Below are 14092 nucleotides of genomic sequence, written 5' to 3'. Positions count from 1 at the left end.
GCATGCGCCGGGGAGTACCGAACCAGGTGGCCGGTGTCGGCCGAGGGGTGCCGTGGGGCTGCGCGTGACTGCGTACTGCGACCGGAACTGCGCGCTCCGATGAGTCGGCGGTCGGCGCGTGCCGTCATCTGCCGGCCGATCGTGTCCACCAGCGTGAGGGTGTCCTCGTGGAGCAGCGTGGATCTCTGGCATCCGAGGGACGCGCGGCCTGTGGGACACCGGAGCGGGTATACGGGCCACGTGAAAGCACCCCCTGACCAGTCAGAGGCGTCCCAGTCCCCGACGTCGCTCAAGAAGGCGCTGACCACGCCGCTGCTCTACTTCTTCATCCTCGGAGACGTCCTGGGAGCAGGCGTGTACGTCCTGGTCGGGCAAGTCGCGGCCGACGCCGGCGGTGCGGTGTGGGCCCCGCTGATCGCCGCCTTGTGTCTGGCGCTGCTGACCGCCGCTTCCTACGCCGAGCTGGTCACCAAGTATCCGCGCGCGGGTGGTTCGTCCCACTACGCGACCCTGGCGTTCGGTCCGTTCGCCGGGTTCCTGACCGGGTTCTGCATGCTGGCCGCCGGTGTCGTCTCGGTTGCCGCCTTGGCGCGGGGGTTCGGCGGTGACTATCTGGCGGAGTTCGTCACCCTCCCCATCGTGCTCGTGCTGATCGTGTTCCTGGCCGCGCTGGCGCTGCTGAACGCGCGCGGGATCAGCGAGTCGACGCGGGCCAACGTGGTCGCCACCGTCATCGAGGTCGGCGGATTGCTGCTCGTGATCGGGCTGGGCTGTTGGATCGTGCTGCGTGGCGACGGGGACCTGGGGAGACTGACGGACCTGGGTACTGCGCAAGAGGGCCCCGTGGCGGCCTTGTTCAGCGGGGCGGTGCTCGCCTACTACTCCTTCGTCGGCTTTGAGACGTCCGTCAACGTGGCCGAGGAGACCCAGGACCCTCGCCGCTCGTACCCCCGAGCACTGTTCGGCGCCCTGATCACCGCAGGCGCGGTGTACGCGCTGGTAGGCGCGGCCGCGGCCGCAGCGGTACCCACCGGAAGGCTGGCCGAATCGAGCGGGCCGCTGCTCGAAGTCGTCCGGGTGGCCGGCGGGGTCCCCACAGAACTCTTCAGCGCCATTGCTCTGGTGGCGGTCGCGAACGGCGCCCTGCTCACCGGCATCATGTCCTCACGCCTGGCCTACGGCATGGCACAGGACGGCCTCCTGCCCCTCTTTCTGACGAAGGTGCTGCCCGGCCGGCGCACACCCTGGGCGGCGATCGCCGCGACGACTGCGCTCTCCCTGCTCCTCGCGCTGACCGGCGACGTGGACACCCTGGCCTCCACGCTGGTCCTGCTCCTCCTCGTGGTGTTCTTCCTCGTCAACACCTCGCTCCTCGTCCTGCGCCGCGACACCGTCTCGCGCGACCATTACCGAGCGCCGACCGCGGTTGCGGTGCTGGGCGCCGCCTCCTGCGTTCTGCTCGCGACACAGATCGAACGGGACGTCTGGGGCAGGGGGCTCATCGTCCTTGCCGTCGGCGCCTTGCTGGGCGCTGTCGCCGCGGTACGAGTGCGTCGCAGCCGTTGAACGCAAGCTCCTGCCCGTTGACGCCCGCGGGGCAGGCTCGCGGTGGCTCGCGGAGACAGGAACGCGGACCCTTTGGAGCTTCTCGCGAAGTGGCGGCGGCCGGTGTGCTGTCGGATGCTGGGCTGTGGAAAGCGCCTGCCACGCCCTGCCGAGCCGGCCCCTGGTCGGCTCTCGGCAGGTACACCGGCCGAGCCAGGACGAAGGCGTCGGCGGGCAGAGCATCTTCCGGGCCAGAGGGAGATGGGATCACCCGCCGGGTACCGGGGCTGAGCGAGCCACCGGCCCGCACCGCGCGCCGCCGGACAGCTGCGTTGTGGTGAGAGCAGCCCTCGACGAAGGAGGCAGGAGGCCGCGTGATCGCCACGCCCCCCGGAATACCCGATCGCCTCCGCACGCCGGAGCGGCGTACGGCAGACCTGTTCGCCGCCTTCGTCGATCGCGAGGCGCCCCGCGTTCCCCTGCCGGGCCGGTCCACGGCACGCCGTTTTGCCGCCCTCACCGCTCTGGGGCGGCAGGACCTGTCTCTGGCTCGGCTCGCCGAGGGACACCTGGACGCTGCGGCGATTTTGAACGACCTGGCTCACCCCCTGCCCGCCGAAGGTGAGCGGTGGGGCGTCTGGGCCGCGCGCCCGCCGGGGCCCGGAACGCACGCCACTCCGGCCGACCAGGAGTGGACGATCAGCGGGGTCAAGCCTTACTGCTCCGGTGCTCGCAGCTGCACCCACGCTCTGGTGACCGCAGACGCCGATGACGGCTACCGCCTGTTCGCCGTAGCGCTCGATCACCCGGGCGCGAGGCCTTTGGAAGGGACGTGGCCGGCGATCGGTATGGCCGGGAGCGACAGCCTGGAAATGTCGTTCACCAACGTGCCTGCGCGGGCGGTCGGCGGGGTGGAGGGTTATCTGGCCCGGCCTGGTTTCCAGCACGGGGGGATCGGCGTGGCGGCCTGCTGGCTCGGCGGCGCCCACGCGGTCGCCGCGCCGCTGTACGAGCGGGCAGCGGCGGGCCGGTTGAACGAGCACGCGGCGGCGCATCTCGGAGCGGTCGACATGCTGCTGCACACGGCCGGCACCGTGCTGCGCCAGGCGGGCGACGACATCGACGCCGACCCTCTCGACGTACGCCAGGAAGCGCGGGTGCGCAGCCTGCGCGTGCGGGCTTTGACCGAGAAGGTGTGCACCGAGGTCCTTGACCGCGTGGGGCGTGCCACCGGTGCCGGACCGCTGTGCCACGACGAACGGCACGCCCGCGCGGTGGCAGATCTGACGGTCTACGTACGCCAGCACCACGCCGAGGCGAACCTGGCCGAACTGGGCCGCCTGGCGGTCACGGACTCCGGGCAGGAGGCGGCGCGATGAGCACGCCGAAGACCGTCGGCGCCGCGCGGCTGGCCGCCGCTGCGGCGATTGACGCCCAGGGCACCGACGAGGCCGAGTGGCGGCGAGCACGGCTGGCGGAGCACCTGCCGCGCGTGGCCCTCCCCACCGGTCCCGTCGTCGTGGTGGCGGCCCATCCCGATGACGAGGTCCTGGGATTCGGCGGCACCATCGCCGCTCTGGTCCAGGCCGGGGTGGCGGTCCACACGTTGTGTCTGAGCGACGGGGAGGCGTCCCACGGGCCCGCGACCCCACCGGCCCGGGCGCAGCTGGCCGCCCGGCGCCGCGGCGAACTGGCCGCGGCGCTCGGCGAGCTCGGCGATCTGCCCGCCCCTGTGCATGCCGGTCTGCCCGATACGGCTCTGGATGCGCACGAGAAGAGGGCCCGGGTGGCGATCGGCGAGCTCCTGAACGCCGTCGGGGCCGCCGTATGCGTGGCGCCGTGGGAGGGCGACCTGCACAGCGACCACGAGGCCGCCGGCCGGGCCGCCGCGGGCGCAGGCCGCGACACCTCCACGCCGGTGTGGTCCTATCCGGTGTGGATGTGGCACTGGGCCCGCCCGCACGACCCCCGCGTGCCGTGGCACCGGTCCTCGGTCCTGCCTCTCGGCGAAGCGGCGCTCGACCGCAAGAAGGCAGCCCTGGCACGGTTCACCAGCCAGCTGGAGCCGCGCGGCCCAGGCGTCGCGGCGGTGCTGCCGGCGCAGGAGATGGCCCATCACACCCGCACCTTCGAGACGGTGATGCGTTGAACACCCCCGCGGGCTACTTCGAGGGCCAATACGCCCACAGCGCCGATCCATGGCACCTCGGCGAGCGCTGGTACGACCGCCGCAAGTACGCCCTGACCGTGGCGGCCCTGCCCCGCCCCCGCTACGCGCGAGCCTTCGAGCCCGGCTGCTCGGTAGGCGTGCTGACCGAGCTCCTGGCCGCCCGCTGCGGCCGTCTTCTGTCCACCGACCGCATGGCCTCGGCCGTCGAATCCACGGCTCGGCGCACCACCGGGCTGGATCACGTGGCGGTGCGGCGGATGGCAGTGCCCGAGCAGTGGCCCGAGGGGCTCTTCGACCTCGTGGTGCTGTCGGAACTCCTCTACTACTTCGACGCCGGCACCCGTGCGCGGCTCCTGCGCCAGAGCGTGCGGAGCTTGAGCGAGGGCGGCCATCTGGTCACGGTGCACTGGAACCACCCGGTGGCCGAGCACACCTGCACGGGCCGCGACATCGCCGGGCAGCTCGACACCCTGACGGCACTGAGCCCACTGGCCCGCTACGACGACCCCGACTTCACCCTCACCGTCCACGAGCACGCCCCAGGCACGGGGCCGGTGCTCTCCGTGGCCCGCGCGGAAGGTCTCGCGTGACGCCCTCAGCCCTGGCCGTGGTCGTCCCCGCGCACAACGAGGAACGCCGCATCGCCGCCTGCCTGCGCAGCGTGCGGGTGGCAGCCGCGCGGGCTGCGCCGCTGCCCGTACTGATCGTGGTGGCGGCGGACGCGTGCACGGACGCCACGGCCGCCCTGGCCGCCCACGGCGGAGCGCAGGTCGTGGAGACCCGCGGCCGCAACGTGGGAGCCGCGCGGGCCGCCGGCACCGACCGCGCACTGCAACTGCTGGCCGCTGCCGGTCCGGACGTGTGGCTGGCCATGACGGACGCCGACACCACCGTGCCCGCGGCCTGGCTCACTCACCAGGCCGCCTGGGCGCGGCGGGGCTATGACGCCGTTCTGGGGTCCATCCGCCTCGCTCCCACCACGGCCGGATCCCTCCTGGTGGCCCGGCACGACGCCGCCTACTTCCTCACCCGTCGGCTCGGTGAGGCCGACAGCAGGTGGGAGCACCCGCACGTGCACGGTGCGAACCTGGGTGTGTCGGCCGCCGCCTACCTGCGGGTGGGCGGCTTCGCTCCGCTGCCCACCGGCGAAGACCGCGACCTCGCGGTCCGGCTGTCCGCCGCGGGGCTCCGCGTCGCCCGTACCGACCAGCACCCCGTGCACACCTCGGCCCGCCTGGCCGGGCGAGCCCCCGGGGGCCTCGCCGACCTCCTGGCATCCCTGCACTGCGCGGCATGGCATCCGTCCGCTGCGACGGGCGGCCCCAGGCCACCGGCCCCCGTAAGGCGGCCCTGATGCCAGACATGCCCCGGACACCATGCACGTCGACCGGTTCGGATGGGACTGCGGTGATTGCGTGCGCCGATCACGGGTACCGGGAGGCGGCAAACCCGCACAAGACAGGAGAGATGACGATGACTTCCAAGGCCGCCACCCCCCGCTACACCGTCCCGGGTCTCACGGTGCAGGACGCCGGCACGGTCATCGAGCTGCTGCAGCAGCGTCTGCATGCCCTCAATGATCTCCACCTGACGCTCAAGCACGTCCACTGGAACGTGGTGGGCCCGCACTTCATCGCCGTGCACGAAATGATCGACCCGCAGGTCGACCGTGTTCGCGACATGGCCGATGACGTCGCCGAGCGTCTGGCTGCCCTCGGGGGCGTCGCCCACGGCACTCCGGGCGCACTGGTCGCGGAGCGCAGCTGGGAGGACTACAGCTTGGGCCGCGCCGATGCCATAGCCCATCTGGGCGCGCTCGACCTGGTGTACACCGGCATACTCCAGGACCTGCGGGCCGCGACCAAGACGGTCGGTGACATCGACCCGGCCACCGAGGACCTGCTGATCGGGCAACTGCGTGACCTGGAGCAGTTCCAGTGGTTCGTCCGGGCGCACCTGGAGACCGTGGGCGGCACCCTCGCCACGGCCGGCGCCAGCACCGAGACGCAAGCCGCGAAGCAGTCCATCGACCACTGACACCACAAGCAGGGGGGAACGAGAGAAGGGTGTAACACCATGTCCGACACGCCGCTCAACGGCCACCGGGTGCTGGTACTCGTCACCAACTACGGAGTGGAGCAGGACGAGTTGCTGGTGCCGGTCCGCCGGCTGCGGGAGGACGGCGCGGATGTCACCGTCGCAGCCGTGACCGCAGATCCTGTCCAGACACTGGTGGGCGATCGGGATCCCGGTGAGACGTTGGAGCCCACCACCACGCTCGAGGCCCTGGATCCCGGCGCGCACCAGCTGCTGCTGATCCCCGGCGGCACCATCAACGCCGACCAGCTGCGCCTGCAGCCCAAGGCCCTCGAGGCGATCAAAGCGTTCGCGGCATCGGGTCGTCCGATCGCGGCGATCTGCCACGGGCCCTGGGCGCTGGTGGAAGCCGACGTCCTGAACGACAAGACCCTGACCTCTTATCCCTCGGTGCGCACCGATGTCCTCAACGCAGGTGCCAAGAGCTGGGTCGACGAAGCCGTGGTGAGCGACGGCGCAAACGGCTACACCCTGGTCACGTCCCGGACGCCGAAGGACCTCGACGATTTCCTCGGCGCCGTCAACAAGGCCCTGGTCGGCACCTGAGCAAGGGGCATATCCAGCGTCAAGACCTTTGGCGGGGCGGGACGGACCGTGGGTGGTCCGCCCCGCCCCGCCATGTCGTTCGCTCGCTCGCTCGTTACGGGAGGCTGTGCACCTTGGGGCCGACGGAGTTCGACCAGGTGTTGCCCGCCGTCGCGTCCCAGTTGGTGGACCACGTCATGGCGCCGCGCAGCGCCGGGTAGGTCTTCGACGGCTTGAAGGATCCGCAGCCGGTGCCGCGGGTCAGGCAGTCGAGGGCGTTGTTCACGACCGACGGGGCCACGTATCCACTGCCCGCGCCGCGCGTCGAGGCCGGGACGCCGATGCCGACCTGTGAGGGGTCGAGGCCGCCCTCCAGCTGGATGCAGGCGAGTGCGGTCAGGAAGTCCACGCTGCCCTGGCTGTAGACCTTGCCGTCACAGCCCAGCATGGAACCGCTGTTGTAGTACTGCATGTTGACGACCGTGAGAATGTCCTTCACGTTCAGCGCCGTCTGGAAGTACCCGCCGGACGTGGACTGCATGTCGATGGTCTGCGGCGCCATCGTGAGCACCATCTTCGGACCCGCCTTCGCGGAGAGCTGGCGCAGTGCCTTCGTCATGTAGGTGGGGTTGAGGCCGTTCTCCAGGTCGATGTCGACGCCGTCGAACCCGTACTCCTGCATCAGCGCGTAGGCGCTGTTCGCGAAGGCCGTCGCGGAGGCGTCGCTGTTGACCGAGATGGTGCCCTTCTCTCCGCCGACCGAGAGGATCACGGACTTGCCCGCGGCGTGCTTGGCGGCGATGTCCGCCTTGAAGTCGGCGGTGGAGGAGTAGCCGACGGCCGGGTCGAGGTTGAAGGTGATCTGGCCCGGTGTGGTGGTGGCGTCGGCGAAGGAGACCGCGATGATGTCGTACTGCGACGACACGTCCCGCAGCTTCTGGACGGTCGCGCCGTTGTCGAAGTTCTGCCAGTAGCCGGTCAGCGCGTGCTTGGGCACGGTGCCGCCGTCTCCGCCGCCGCCCTTGGCGGTCCGTGCGGACACCGCCGTCGACTTCGCGGACTCACCCGCCGCGTTCGAGGCGCTCACCTGGAAGCTGTAGGCGGTGTCCGGTGTGAGACCGGTGACGGTCGTGGAGGCGCCGCCGACCGAGGCGACCTTGGTGCCGTCGCGGTAGACGGTGTATCCGGTGGCGGTGGACACCGGGGTCCAGGACAGGTCCACCGACGTGGACGTCGTCGTGCCCGCCGCGAGGCCGGTGGGCACGGCCGGTATCTCCACCGGGTCGGTGCCGCCGCCCCCGTCGGGCCCAAGGACGCTCACGTCGTCCACGTAGTACGCGCTCTGCCCGTACCAGCCGTGCGTGTACACGGTGACCGACGTGGTGTTCGCCCCGGTCGTGAAGCTGGTGGAGAGCTGCTGCCAGGACGAGTTGCCCGGCGTCCAGGTCGACACGTCGGTGGTACCGGTGCCACGGGCGCCAAGGTAGATATAGCTCCCTTGCACCCAACTGCTGAGCTTGTACGTCGAGTTGGGCTTGACCGAGACGATCTGGGAACACTCGGCGGTGCCCTGGCCCGACGGGGTGGCCTTGAGCGCCTTCGCGCCGCCGTGCACCGGGGAGGTGACGGCGACACCGCTGTTCGCGGCGCAGGTCCAGTTGCTCAAGTCCGCCTCGAAACCAGCGTTCTTGGCAACGTTGACGTCCGCCGCCTTGGCATCAGCCGCGGTGGCGTGCGCCGCTTTGACGTCCGCCGACTGCGCGGGCGCGGCAAGTGCGGTGACGGCAAGTGCGGCGGCCGCACCGACGGCGATCGCCGCGCCGATTCTCCGGCGAACGCCGGGTCTGCCCTGACGTACACGGTCCACGGAATGCCTCCAGGGAGGAGCGAAGGACGGAAGTGAACAACGGTGGCCACCGTCACTGCGCGCTAAGCTGGTCCAGACCAATCGAGTTGTCAAGACCTCTGGCGAAACGAGCTGACCCCGCAGGGCCGGGTGGTCGGCCTGCGAGGGACCACGGCGCTGCGGTCCCGGGTGCTCACGGGACGAATGTCACTGCCGGGAAGGCCGGGGACGGCCCGTCGAGCAGGTGGCCCCGACGGTGGCGCAGGTGCTCGTCGAAGAACGCGAGCGGATACGCCTGCTGGATCTTCACCGCCTGATCGGGATCGAGGGTGCCGATCACGTCCTGGAGCTGCTGCCTGCTCCATCCCAACAGCCTCGCCACCTGCGGGAACAACGCCTCGTTGTCACCGCAGGAGATGTGGGCGGCACCCTGGGCCTGAATGTTCAGCCGCCAGCCCCGCAGGTGCGACCAGAATGCGGCGACCTCGGGATCCGTGGCCCGGGTGAACTCGGCGGACAGCAGCATGAACGGCCGGTCCAGGTCGCCGGTCAGCGGCGGCTTCATCTGCATCGGGCCGTCGAGGCTCAGCCCGGCCCGGATGCGCTCGTCCGCGAGCGTGGCGCAGGCGGTGGCCGTCCCGCCCTTCGACCAGCCGAACGCGCCCGTGCGCCGCGGGTCGAGGGAGCCGAGCAGTCCGGCCGGCAGCTCCTTGCGGTCGACATCAGGATTGCGCCCGGCGGCGAGCTGCTCGACACAGTCGAGGACGAAGCGCAGGTCAGCGGCGAAGTCCCCGGGCATCGTCGGTGCTTCCCTGTCGTCGAGCGGGACGGCGATCCGGCCGTTGGGGAACTCGGTGTACGTGTCGTACTGGTGAGCCACCGTCACAGCGGCGTACCCGTGGCTGACGAGCTCCTGGACCATGACCGTGTGGTCGCCCTGGTGGCTGTGCGCGCCGTGCGAGAACACGACGACGGGCAGCCGTCGGCCCGTTCGCCGCACCGGAGCACCCACGTGGCCGGCGGTCAGCGGCCCCAGGGATGCCAGTTCGCTGAACCCGGCGTCGGCGAGGAACGCCTGGAAGGCGCCGGCCGGCATCCAGGGCGCCACCGGGTACCGCTGGACGTTCCGGGCGGGGTACCAGACGGTGGCCATCAGCTCGCGGAAGTGCCCGGGGCCCGCGATGGCGTCCGGACGCGACCGGTCGACGAGGTGCAGCTGGACCGTGCCCACCGGGTGCGGCCCGGTAGGCGCCGGGAGCATGAGCCGCCGCCTCGCGGCGGGGGCGGCCGTGACCGGGCTGGCCCAGGCGGGGCGGGCGACGGCGGCGAGCGGCACGGCGGCCCCGGCGGCCAGCGCGGCTCCCATCATGCTGCGGCGTGTCATGCCCTTCCGGCTGCTGAACGGCGTGGTGGTCATGGAGCCTCCCCTAGTGACGGGTCGTCTGGTGACGGGTCGTCAGCCGTGCCGCGCGGCCGGTCCGTGGGCACGGAGCGACGCTGTCACGTGCCCCTCCCCCGCAGCATCGGCCCACCGGTTACCTGCCGGCGATCGCATCAGCCCACGGGTTTACATCCCGGGGCGGATGCGGTGGGCGGTGCCGACCGGTCGCGAGACCATCCCGATCACCCCGGGTGCGGCGGCGAAGTGGGCCACTTCCTCGACCGACCGACCGCCAGGGGTTCCTCGAACAAGGACCGCGTTCGGGTCTGGCCGATGACTGCGTTCGGGCGCGGCCCAGGACTGCGTTCGGCCCCGGCACACGCCAGGCACCGCCGGACGCGGGCCGACGGACCCGCGTACGGATGGATCCGGCCCGACGCAGACCGCTGAGAAGACTCAGAAGGCCTCGCCCGCGTACGCGGTCACGTCCTCCACCGATGCGTTGCCGCCGCAGATCACCAGGCCGAGCCTGGTCGCTTCGCCGGTCTTGGCCAGGACGCGGCGGGCAGCGGGCAGGAGGCAGCCCGCGGCCGGCTCCGCCCATACCTTGGCGTGCTCTGCCAGTTCGAGCACGCCCGCGTAGGCCTCCGACTCGGGCACGACCAGCACCTCGTCGACCAGGTCGCGCACCATGGTGTAGGTCAGTGGGGAGACCATGGGCGCGCTCAGCGTGCTGATGCGTGAGTCCACATCCACCTGGACCGGCCCGCCGCAGGCCAGTGCCCTGGACATCGCCTCGGCGCCGGTCGTCTCCACGCCCCACACGCGCACGCCCGGCCGGCGTGCCCGCAGCGCCGCCGCCACACCGGCGATCAGACCACCGCCGCCGATGGAGACCAGGACGTCCGTCAACTCACCGGCGTCGGCGGCGAGTTCGAGTCCCACTGTGCCCTGTCCCGCGATGACCACCGGGTCGGAGAACGGGTGCAGCAGCGTGAGCCCGTCCGCCTCCAGCCGGTCCATCGTCGCGAAGGCCTCGGCCATGGTGGCGGTCAGCCGTACGTCGGCTCCGGCGGCCCGGGCGGCCTGCACCGAGCGTGCCGGTGCGGTGCGCGGCATCACCACGGTGGCGTGCACGCCCAGAGCGGCCGACATCTCTGCCACGGCGACGCCATGGTTGCCGCCGGAGACCGCGACCACGCCGGCCGCGCGTTGCTCACCGCTCATCGTCAGGAGCTTGGAGACCGCTCCCCGGGCCTTGAACGAGCCCGTGCGCTGCAGCAGCTCAAGCTTGACCGTGACCGGCACCCCGAGCAACGCGGTCAACCCCGGGCTGGGCAGTGTGGGAGTGCGCACCACATGCCCGGCAATCCGCGCCGCCGCGTTCTCCACGTCCTCAACACCGACCATGGCGCCCCTCCGGGATGTCTCGTACGCCGTATTGCTCTGCACCCTACGTTGGCGATCGATCCCGGTGACGATGAGGATCGGGTGCGTGAACCGTTTGCGTGTGAACGGGCAACAGGGGTGTGCACGCCAGAAGACGCCGCCCACCCGGCACCCGCGTAGGCGAAGTGCACTTCGCCTACGTGCCGTACAGCCGGCAGGCCGGGCCAGGTGAGCGCCTGCCCCCACGGCAGGGTCCGGGAATTTCAGGCGCCGGTGTACTGGTTGGCGTACTCCTCGCTGGGCGGAACGACGGTGATGACATCGATCAGTACACCGTCCGGGGCGGCCACGATGAAGTGGCGCTGGCCGAACTCCTCCGTACGTAGGGGCAGCACCTCGGACAGGCCGGCCTGTGCCACGAGCCGCTGATGCTCGGAGTCCACGTCGTCCACCTCGAAGTTCAGCAGCAAGCCGCCCCGGATCGCGTTGCGGTGGCCCTCGGGGACGGTCGGGTGGGCGTGGTCCAGGAAGGCCAGCTCGTACTGCGGGGCGTCGGGGCGGCGCAGGCTGACGTACCAGTCCGCCTCGAAGGTCGCCTCGAACCCGAAGTGGCGGGTGTAGAAGTCGCGGGAGGCCGCCACGTCCCCGGTGGCGATCACCGGGTAGAAGCCGCCGAGCTTGGTCGTGGGTGCGTTCGTCATGGGAGAGGTCCTTTCACAGCCATTTCGCATACCCTGGGTATGCGAACCGGGGGTTAGCATACCTCGGGTACGCGAAATGGAAAGGGCGGTGCGCTCGATGGCGGTCAACCGGGCGGAGCAGCGGGCGGCCACGCGGCAGGCGCTGCTGGCCGAAGGGCGGCGGGGGTTCGCCGCTGACGGGTATCACCATGTGGTGCTGGCGGAGGTGGCGCGGGCCGCCGGGGTCACCAAGGGCGCCGCCTACCACCACTTCGACAGCAAAGCGGGGCTCTTCCGGGCCGTCGTCAGCGAGGTCCAGCGGGAACTGGGCGAGCGGGTCGCGGCCGCGGCCGAGCAGCATCAGGACCTCTGGGAGCAGCTCCGGGCCGGCTGCCGGACGTTCCTGGCGGCGGGGACCGACCCGGCGGTGCGCCAGATCCTGCTGATCGACGCCCCGACCGTCCTGGGGTGGGACGAGTGGCGGACCGCGGACGAAGAGTCCTCCGCCCGGCATCTCGCGGAGGCCCTGACGGCGCTCGCCGATGCCGGGATCATCGACGAACAGCCCGTGGAGCCCCTGGCCCGGCTGCTGTCGGGAGCGATGAACGAGGCCGCGCTCTGGATCGCGCGGGGCGGGGACCCCCAGGCCGGCGAGCAGGCGCTCGACCGGCTTCTGGCCGGGCTGCGCACTCGGGAAGGGCGCAGCTGAGGCGCAGCGAGAGCCTCGGCGCTGACGTCGTCGGCTGCGTCGGACCCAAGGCGCGCCCGCAGTCCGTCCCTGCCTCTGCTCGCCGAACGGCGGCGAGGAGGCGCATCCCTCGATGTGTCTCAGTTCACCCAGGCATTCCGGCCGGCCCGGAACATTCGTGTACGGGTCATCGTTCATCTAGGTGTGGCTGCGGAGGGGACAGTGTCCCCGGGCCTCACCTATAGCCCATGGGGAAGATCGTTCGGCTGAAGCCCCATGGAGCCTTTCGCCGAGAGGCGACCGCCCTCCGCCTGCCACGCCCTACCGCCCCGGCTGGTCTCCCCCGTCCAGCCGGGGCTTCTTGCAGACCTGAAATGACGCCACCACAGGACCTCGCCACTCCCAAGCGTCCGGCGGGCCCGGCGAGGGTTGTTGTCAGCGGGTCGGGCCGCCTGCGATCGGCTGTCACGGCGAGACGAGGGGGACTGTGATGGTGAGGTGGCCGTCATCGTCTGATCGAGGGTTGCCGAGTGCGTTCATGCGCGGGGCCAAGTGCCCCATGACCCGGCTGGTCAGTGACTCGTCCGGCGTGGCCGTGCCGTCGGGGGGCAGACGGGTTTCCTGCTCGCTCGGAGGGGTGTTGCCGAAATACCGGGCCGTGTCCATGTTGGTGGTCCAGCAAGCGAGCGAGACGTCGGCCTGTGCGGGGGTGGCTGGGCGGAGGCGCACGTGTGCGTACATGGTGAAGCCGTCTCCGCCGAAGCCGACCGTCGTGGAGCGCTCCTGGCCGTCGGTGCACTGGTGCATCAGCTCGTGCACGGCCGGCTCCACGACGGATCGCGCCATCGGCTCTGTGTAGACCATCTGATCCTCCCCTCACACTCGGAAGGGACCCGTGCAGGCCCCTCAACGGCCATGCATATCAGAGCAGCGGGCGGATGTATCCAGCTCCGGTGACACCCGCCCGCTCAGCGGCCGGCCGTCTTCGGGCGCGCGTTGCCACCGGGCCTGTCGCTGCCTGTAGTTGCTCAGTCGTTGAGCAGCCGCCACATGGTGAGGGTGCGAGAGGTCTGTATCTGGCCGGTGAGCGCGGCGAGTTGGCTGCTCACGGTGATGATGTCGGAGCTGACAACGATTCTTGAGAAGGCTTGGCCCGCCTCTTGGCGGGCCCGGTCCGGGACAGTGCCGGGGCCAGCCAGCGGTTGAGGAAGGTGCGGAGCTGGTCCTCGTCGTGCGGCGGCTCGCCCGGGTGCTGCAGCAGTGACGCCAGGAGGCGCATGATGATCTCGGCGAGGCCTTGGAGCTCTTCTTCCTCGATGCCGGCGGCGCCCCAGTCGACGGGAAAGCGCTGCAGCATCTTGGCGCCGTAGGTGATGGTGTCCTGGGTGGTGGTGCCGCGGCCGAAGGCGGTGGTGTCTTCGAGTTGCAGCAGCAGGCTCAGGCGGGGCTCGGCGGGGATGGTCCGTACGCAGAAGATCATGCCTTCGACCACGGCTTCGGCCGGGTCGTCGGTGATTTTGTGCAAGTGCGCGATCATCAGGTCGACGAACGACTCGGCGCCCTGGGCCGCCACTTCGCCGATGATTTCGCTGATGCGGCCGAAGTGGCGGTAGACGGTCTGGCGGGTGACGCCGAGTTCGCCGGCGACGTCGGACAGGGTGGTCTTCGTGACGCCGTGCCGGTCGATGCAGCGGGCGGTCGCGTCGACGATGCGCTGCCGGGCCTCCGCGTCCGATGCGGGAGGCCTGCCTCCCCAGCCGTGGTGCCCCAT

Annotated in this window: 14 protein-coding genes; 8 read left to right on the top strand and 6 right to left on the bottom strand. The window is 70.9% G+C overall.

What is annotated here, in order from left to right; translation table 11 throughout:
* The first annotated feature begins 240 nt into the window (after positions 1-240).
* From ACZ6ZP_RS17790 to ACZ6ZP_RS17760, 7 genes are all read left to right on the top strand, one after another.
* Complete coding sequence (locus ACZ6ZP_RS17790) at positions 241-1566, top strand: APC family permease (RefSeq protein WP_469407441.1); 1326 nt, start codon at positions 241-243, stop codon at positions 1564-1566.
* A 353-nt stretch (positions 1567-1919) separates the two neighbouring features.
* Entirely contained in the window at positions 1920-2924 is a 1005-nt protein-coding gene (locus ACZ6ZP_RS17785; protein WP_469407439.1) for an acyl-CoA dehydrogenase family protein, read from the top strand.
* A complete protein-coding gene (locus ACZ6ZP_RS17780) occupies positions 2921-3694 on the top strand; it encodes a PIG-L deacetylase family protein (protein ID WP_469407438.1) in 774 nt (257 codons plus the stop codon). Before ACZ6ZP_RS17785 ends, ACZ6ZP_RS17780 begins: the two co-directional genes overlap by 4 nt.
* Positions 3691-4305, top strand: a complete 615-nt coding sequence (locus tag ACZ6ZP_RS17775) for an SAM-dependent methyltransferase (RefSeq protein ID WP_469407437.1) — start codon at positions 3691-3693, stop codon at positions 4303-4305. Before ACZ6ZP_RS17780 ends, ACZ6ZP_RS17775 begins: the two co-directional genes overlap by 4 nt.
* Positions 4302-5069, top strand: coding sequence for a glycosyltransferase (locus ACZ6ZP_RS17770; RefSeq protein WP_351166686.1), 768 nt, complete (start codon positions 4302-4304; stop codon positions 5067-5069). The genes ACZ6ZP_RS17775 and ACZ6ZP_RS17770 overlap by 4 nt, the downstream gene beginning before the upstream one ends.
* 119 nt (positions 5070-5188) lie before the next feature.
* Positions 5189-5752: a Dps family protein gene (locus ACZ6ZP_RS17765; RefSeq protein ID WP_351166684.1), complete on the top strand. Its 564-nt coding sequence runs from the start codon at positions 5189-5191 to the stop codon at positions 5750-5752.
* 39 nt (positions 5753-5791) lie between these two features.
* The gene (locus tag ACZ6ZP_RS17760; RefSeq protein WP_468616479.1) at positions 5792-6358 is read left to right on the top strand and encodes a DJ-1/PfpI family protein; all 567 of its coding nucleotides are present in this window, start codon (positions 5792-5794) and stop codon (positions 6356-6358) included.
* A 94-nt stretch (positions 6359-6452) separates the two neighbouring features.
* Here ACZ6ZP_RS17760 and ACZ6ZP_RS17755 read toward each other — a convergent pair whose 3' ends face one another.
* From ACZ6ZP_RS17755 to ACZ6ZP_RS17740, 4 genes are all read right to left on the bottom strand, one after another.
* Entirely contained in the window at positions 6453-8204 is a 1752-nt protein-coding gene (locus ACZ6ZP_RS17755; protein WP_361473953.1) for a chitinase, read from the bottom strand.
* Positions 8205-8376: 172 nt separating this feature from the next.
* Complete coding sequence (locus ACZ6ZP_RS17750) at positions 8377-9600, bottom strand: alpha/beta hydrolase family protein (RefSeq protein WP_469407435.1); 1224 nt, start codon at positions 9598-9600, stop codon at positions 8377-8379.
* A gap of 420 nt (positions 9601-10020) precedes the next feature.
* The gene (locus ACZ6ZP_RS17745) at positions 10021-10974 is read right to left on the bottom strand and encodes a threonine/serine dehydratase (protein ID WP_351166676.1); all 954 of its coding nucleotides are present in this window, start codon (positions 10972-10974) and stop codon (positions 10021-10023) included.
* Between the two features lie 242 nt (positions 10975-11216).
* Positions 11217-11654 (bottom strand): VOC family protein, encoded by a 438-nt coding sequence (locus ACZ6ZP_RS17740; RefSeq protein WP_469407432.1) that lies wholly within the window; start codon positions 11652-11654, stop codon positions 11217-11219.
* Positions 11655-11730: 76 nt separating this feature from the next.
* On the opposite strand from ACZ6ZP_RS17740, the gene ACZ6ZP_RS17735 reads away from it, so the two are divergent.
* A complete protein-coding gene (locus ACZ6ZP_RS17735) occupies positions 11731-12342 on the top strand; it encodes a TetR/AcrR family transcriptional regulator (protein ID WP_351166672.1) in 612 nt (203 codons plus the stop codon).
* A 444-nt stretch (positions 12343-12786) separates the two neighbouring features.
* Here the strand turns inward: ACZ6ZP_RS17735 and ACZ6ZP_RS17730 are convergent, their stop codons facing one another.
* Both ACZ6ZP_RS17730 and ACZ6ZP_RS17725 read right to left on the bottom strand, forming a co-directional pair.
* Positions 12787-13185, bottom strand: a complete 399-nt coding sequence (locus ACZ6ZP_RS17730) for a hypothetical protein (RefSeq protein WP_469407430.1) — start codon at positions 13183-13185, stop codon at positions 12787-12789.
* A 241-nt stretch (positions 13186-13426) separates the two neighbouring features.
* Entirely contained in the window at positions 13427-14092 is a 666-nt protein-coding gene (locus tag ACZ6ZP_RS17725) for a TetR/AcrR family transcriptional regulator (protein ID WP_366464283.1), read from the bottom strand.

Source organism: Streptomyces sp. NPDC054047, from assembly GCF_055585065.1.
The sequence above is the reverse complement of the archived record's forward strand: the minus strand, read 5'-3'. Positions and strand labels throughout refer to the sequence as shown.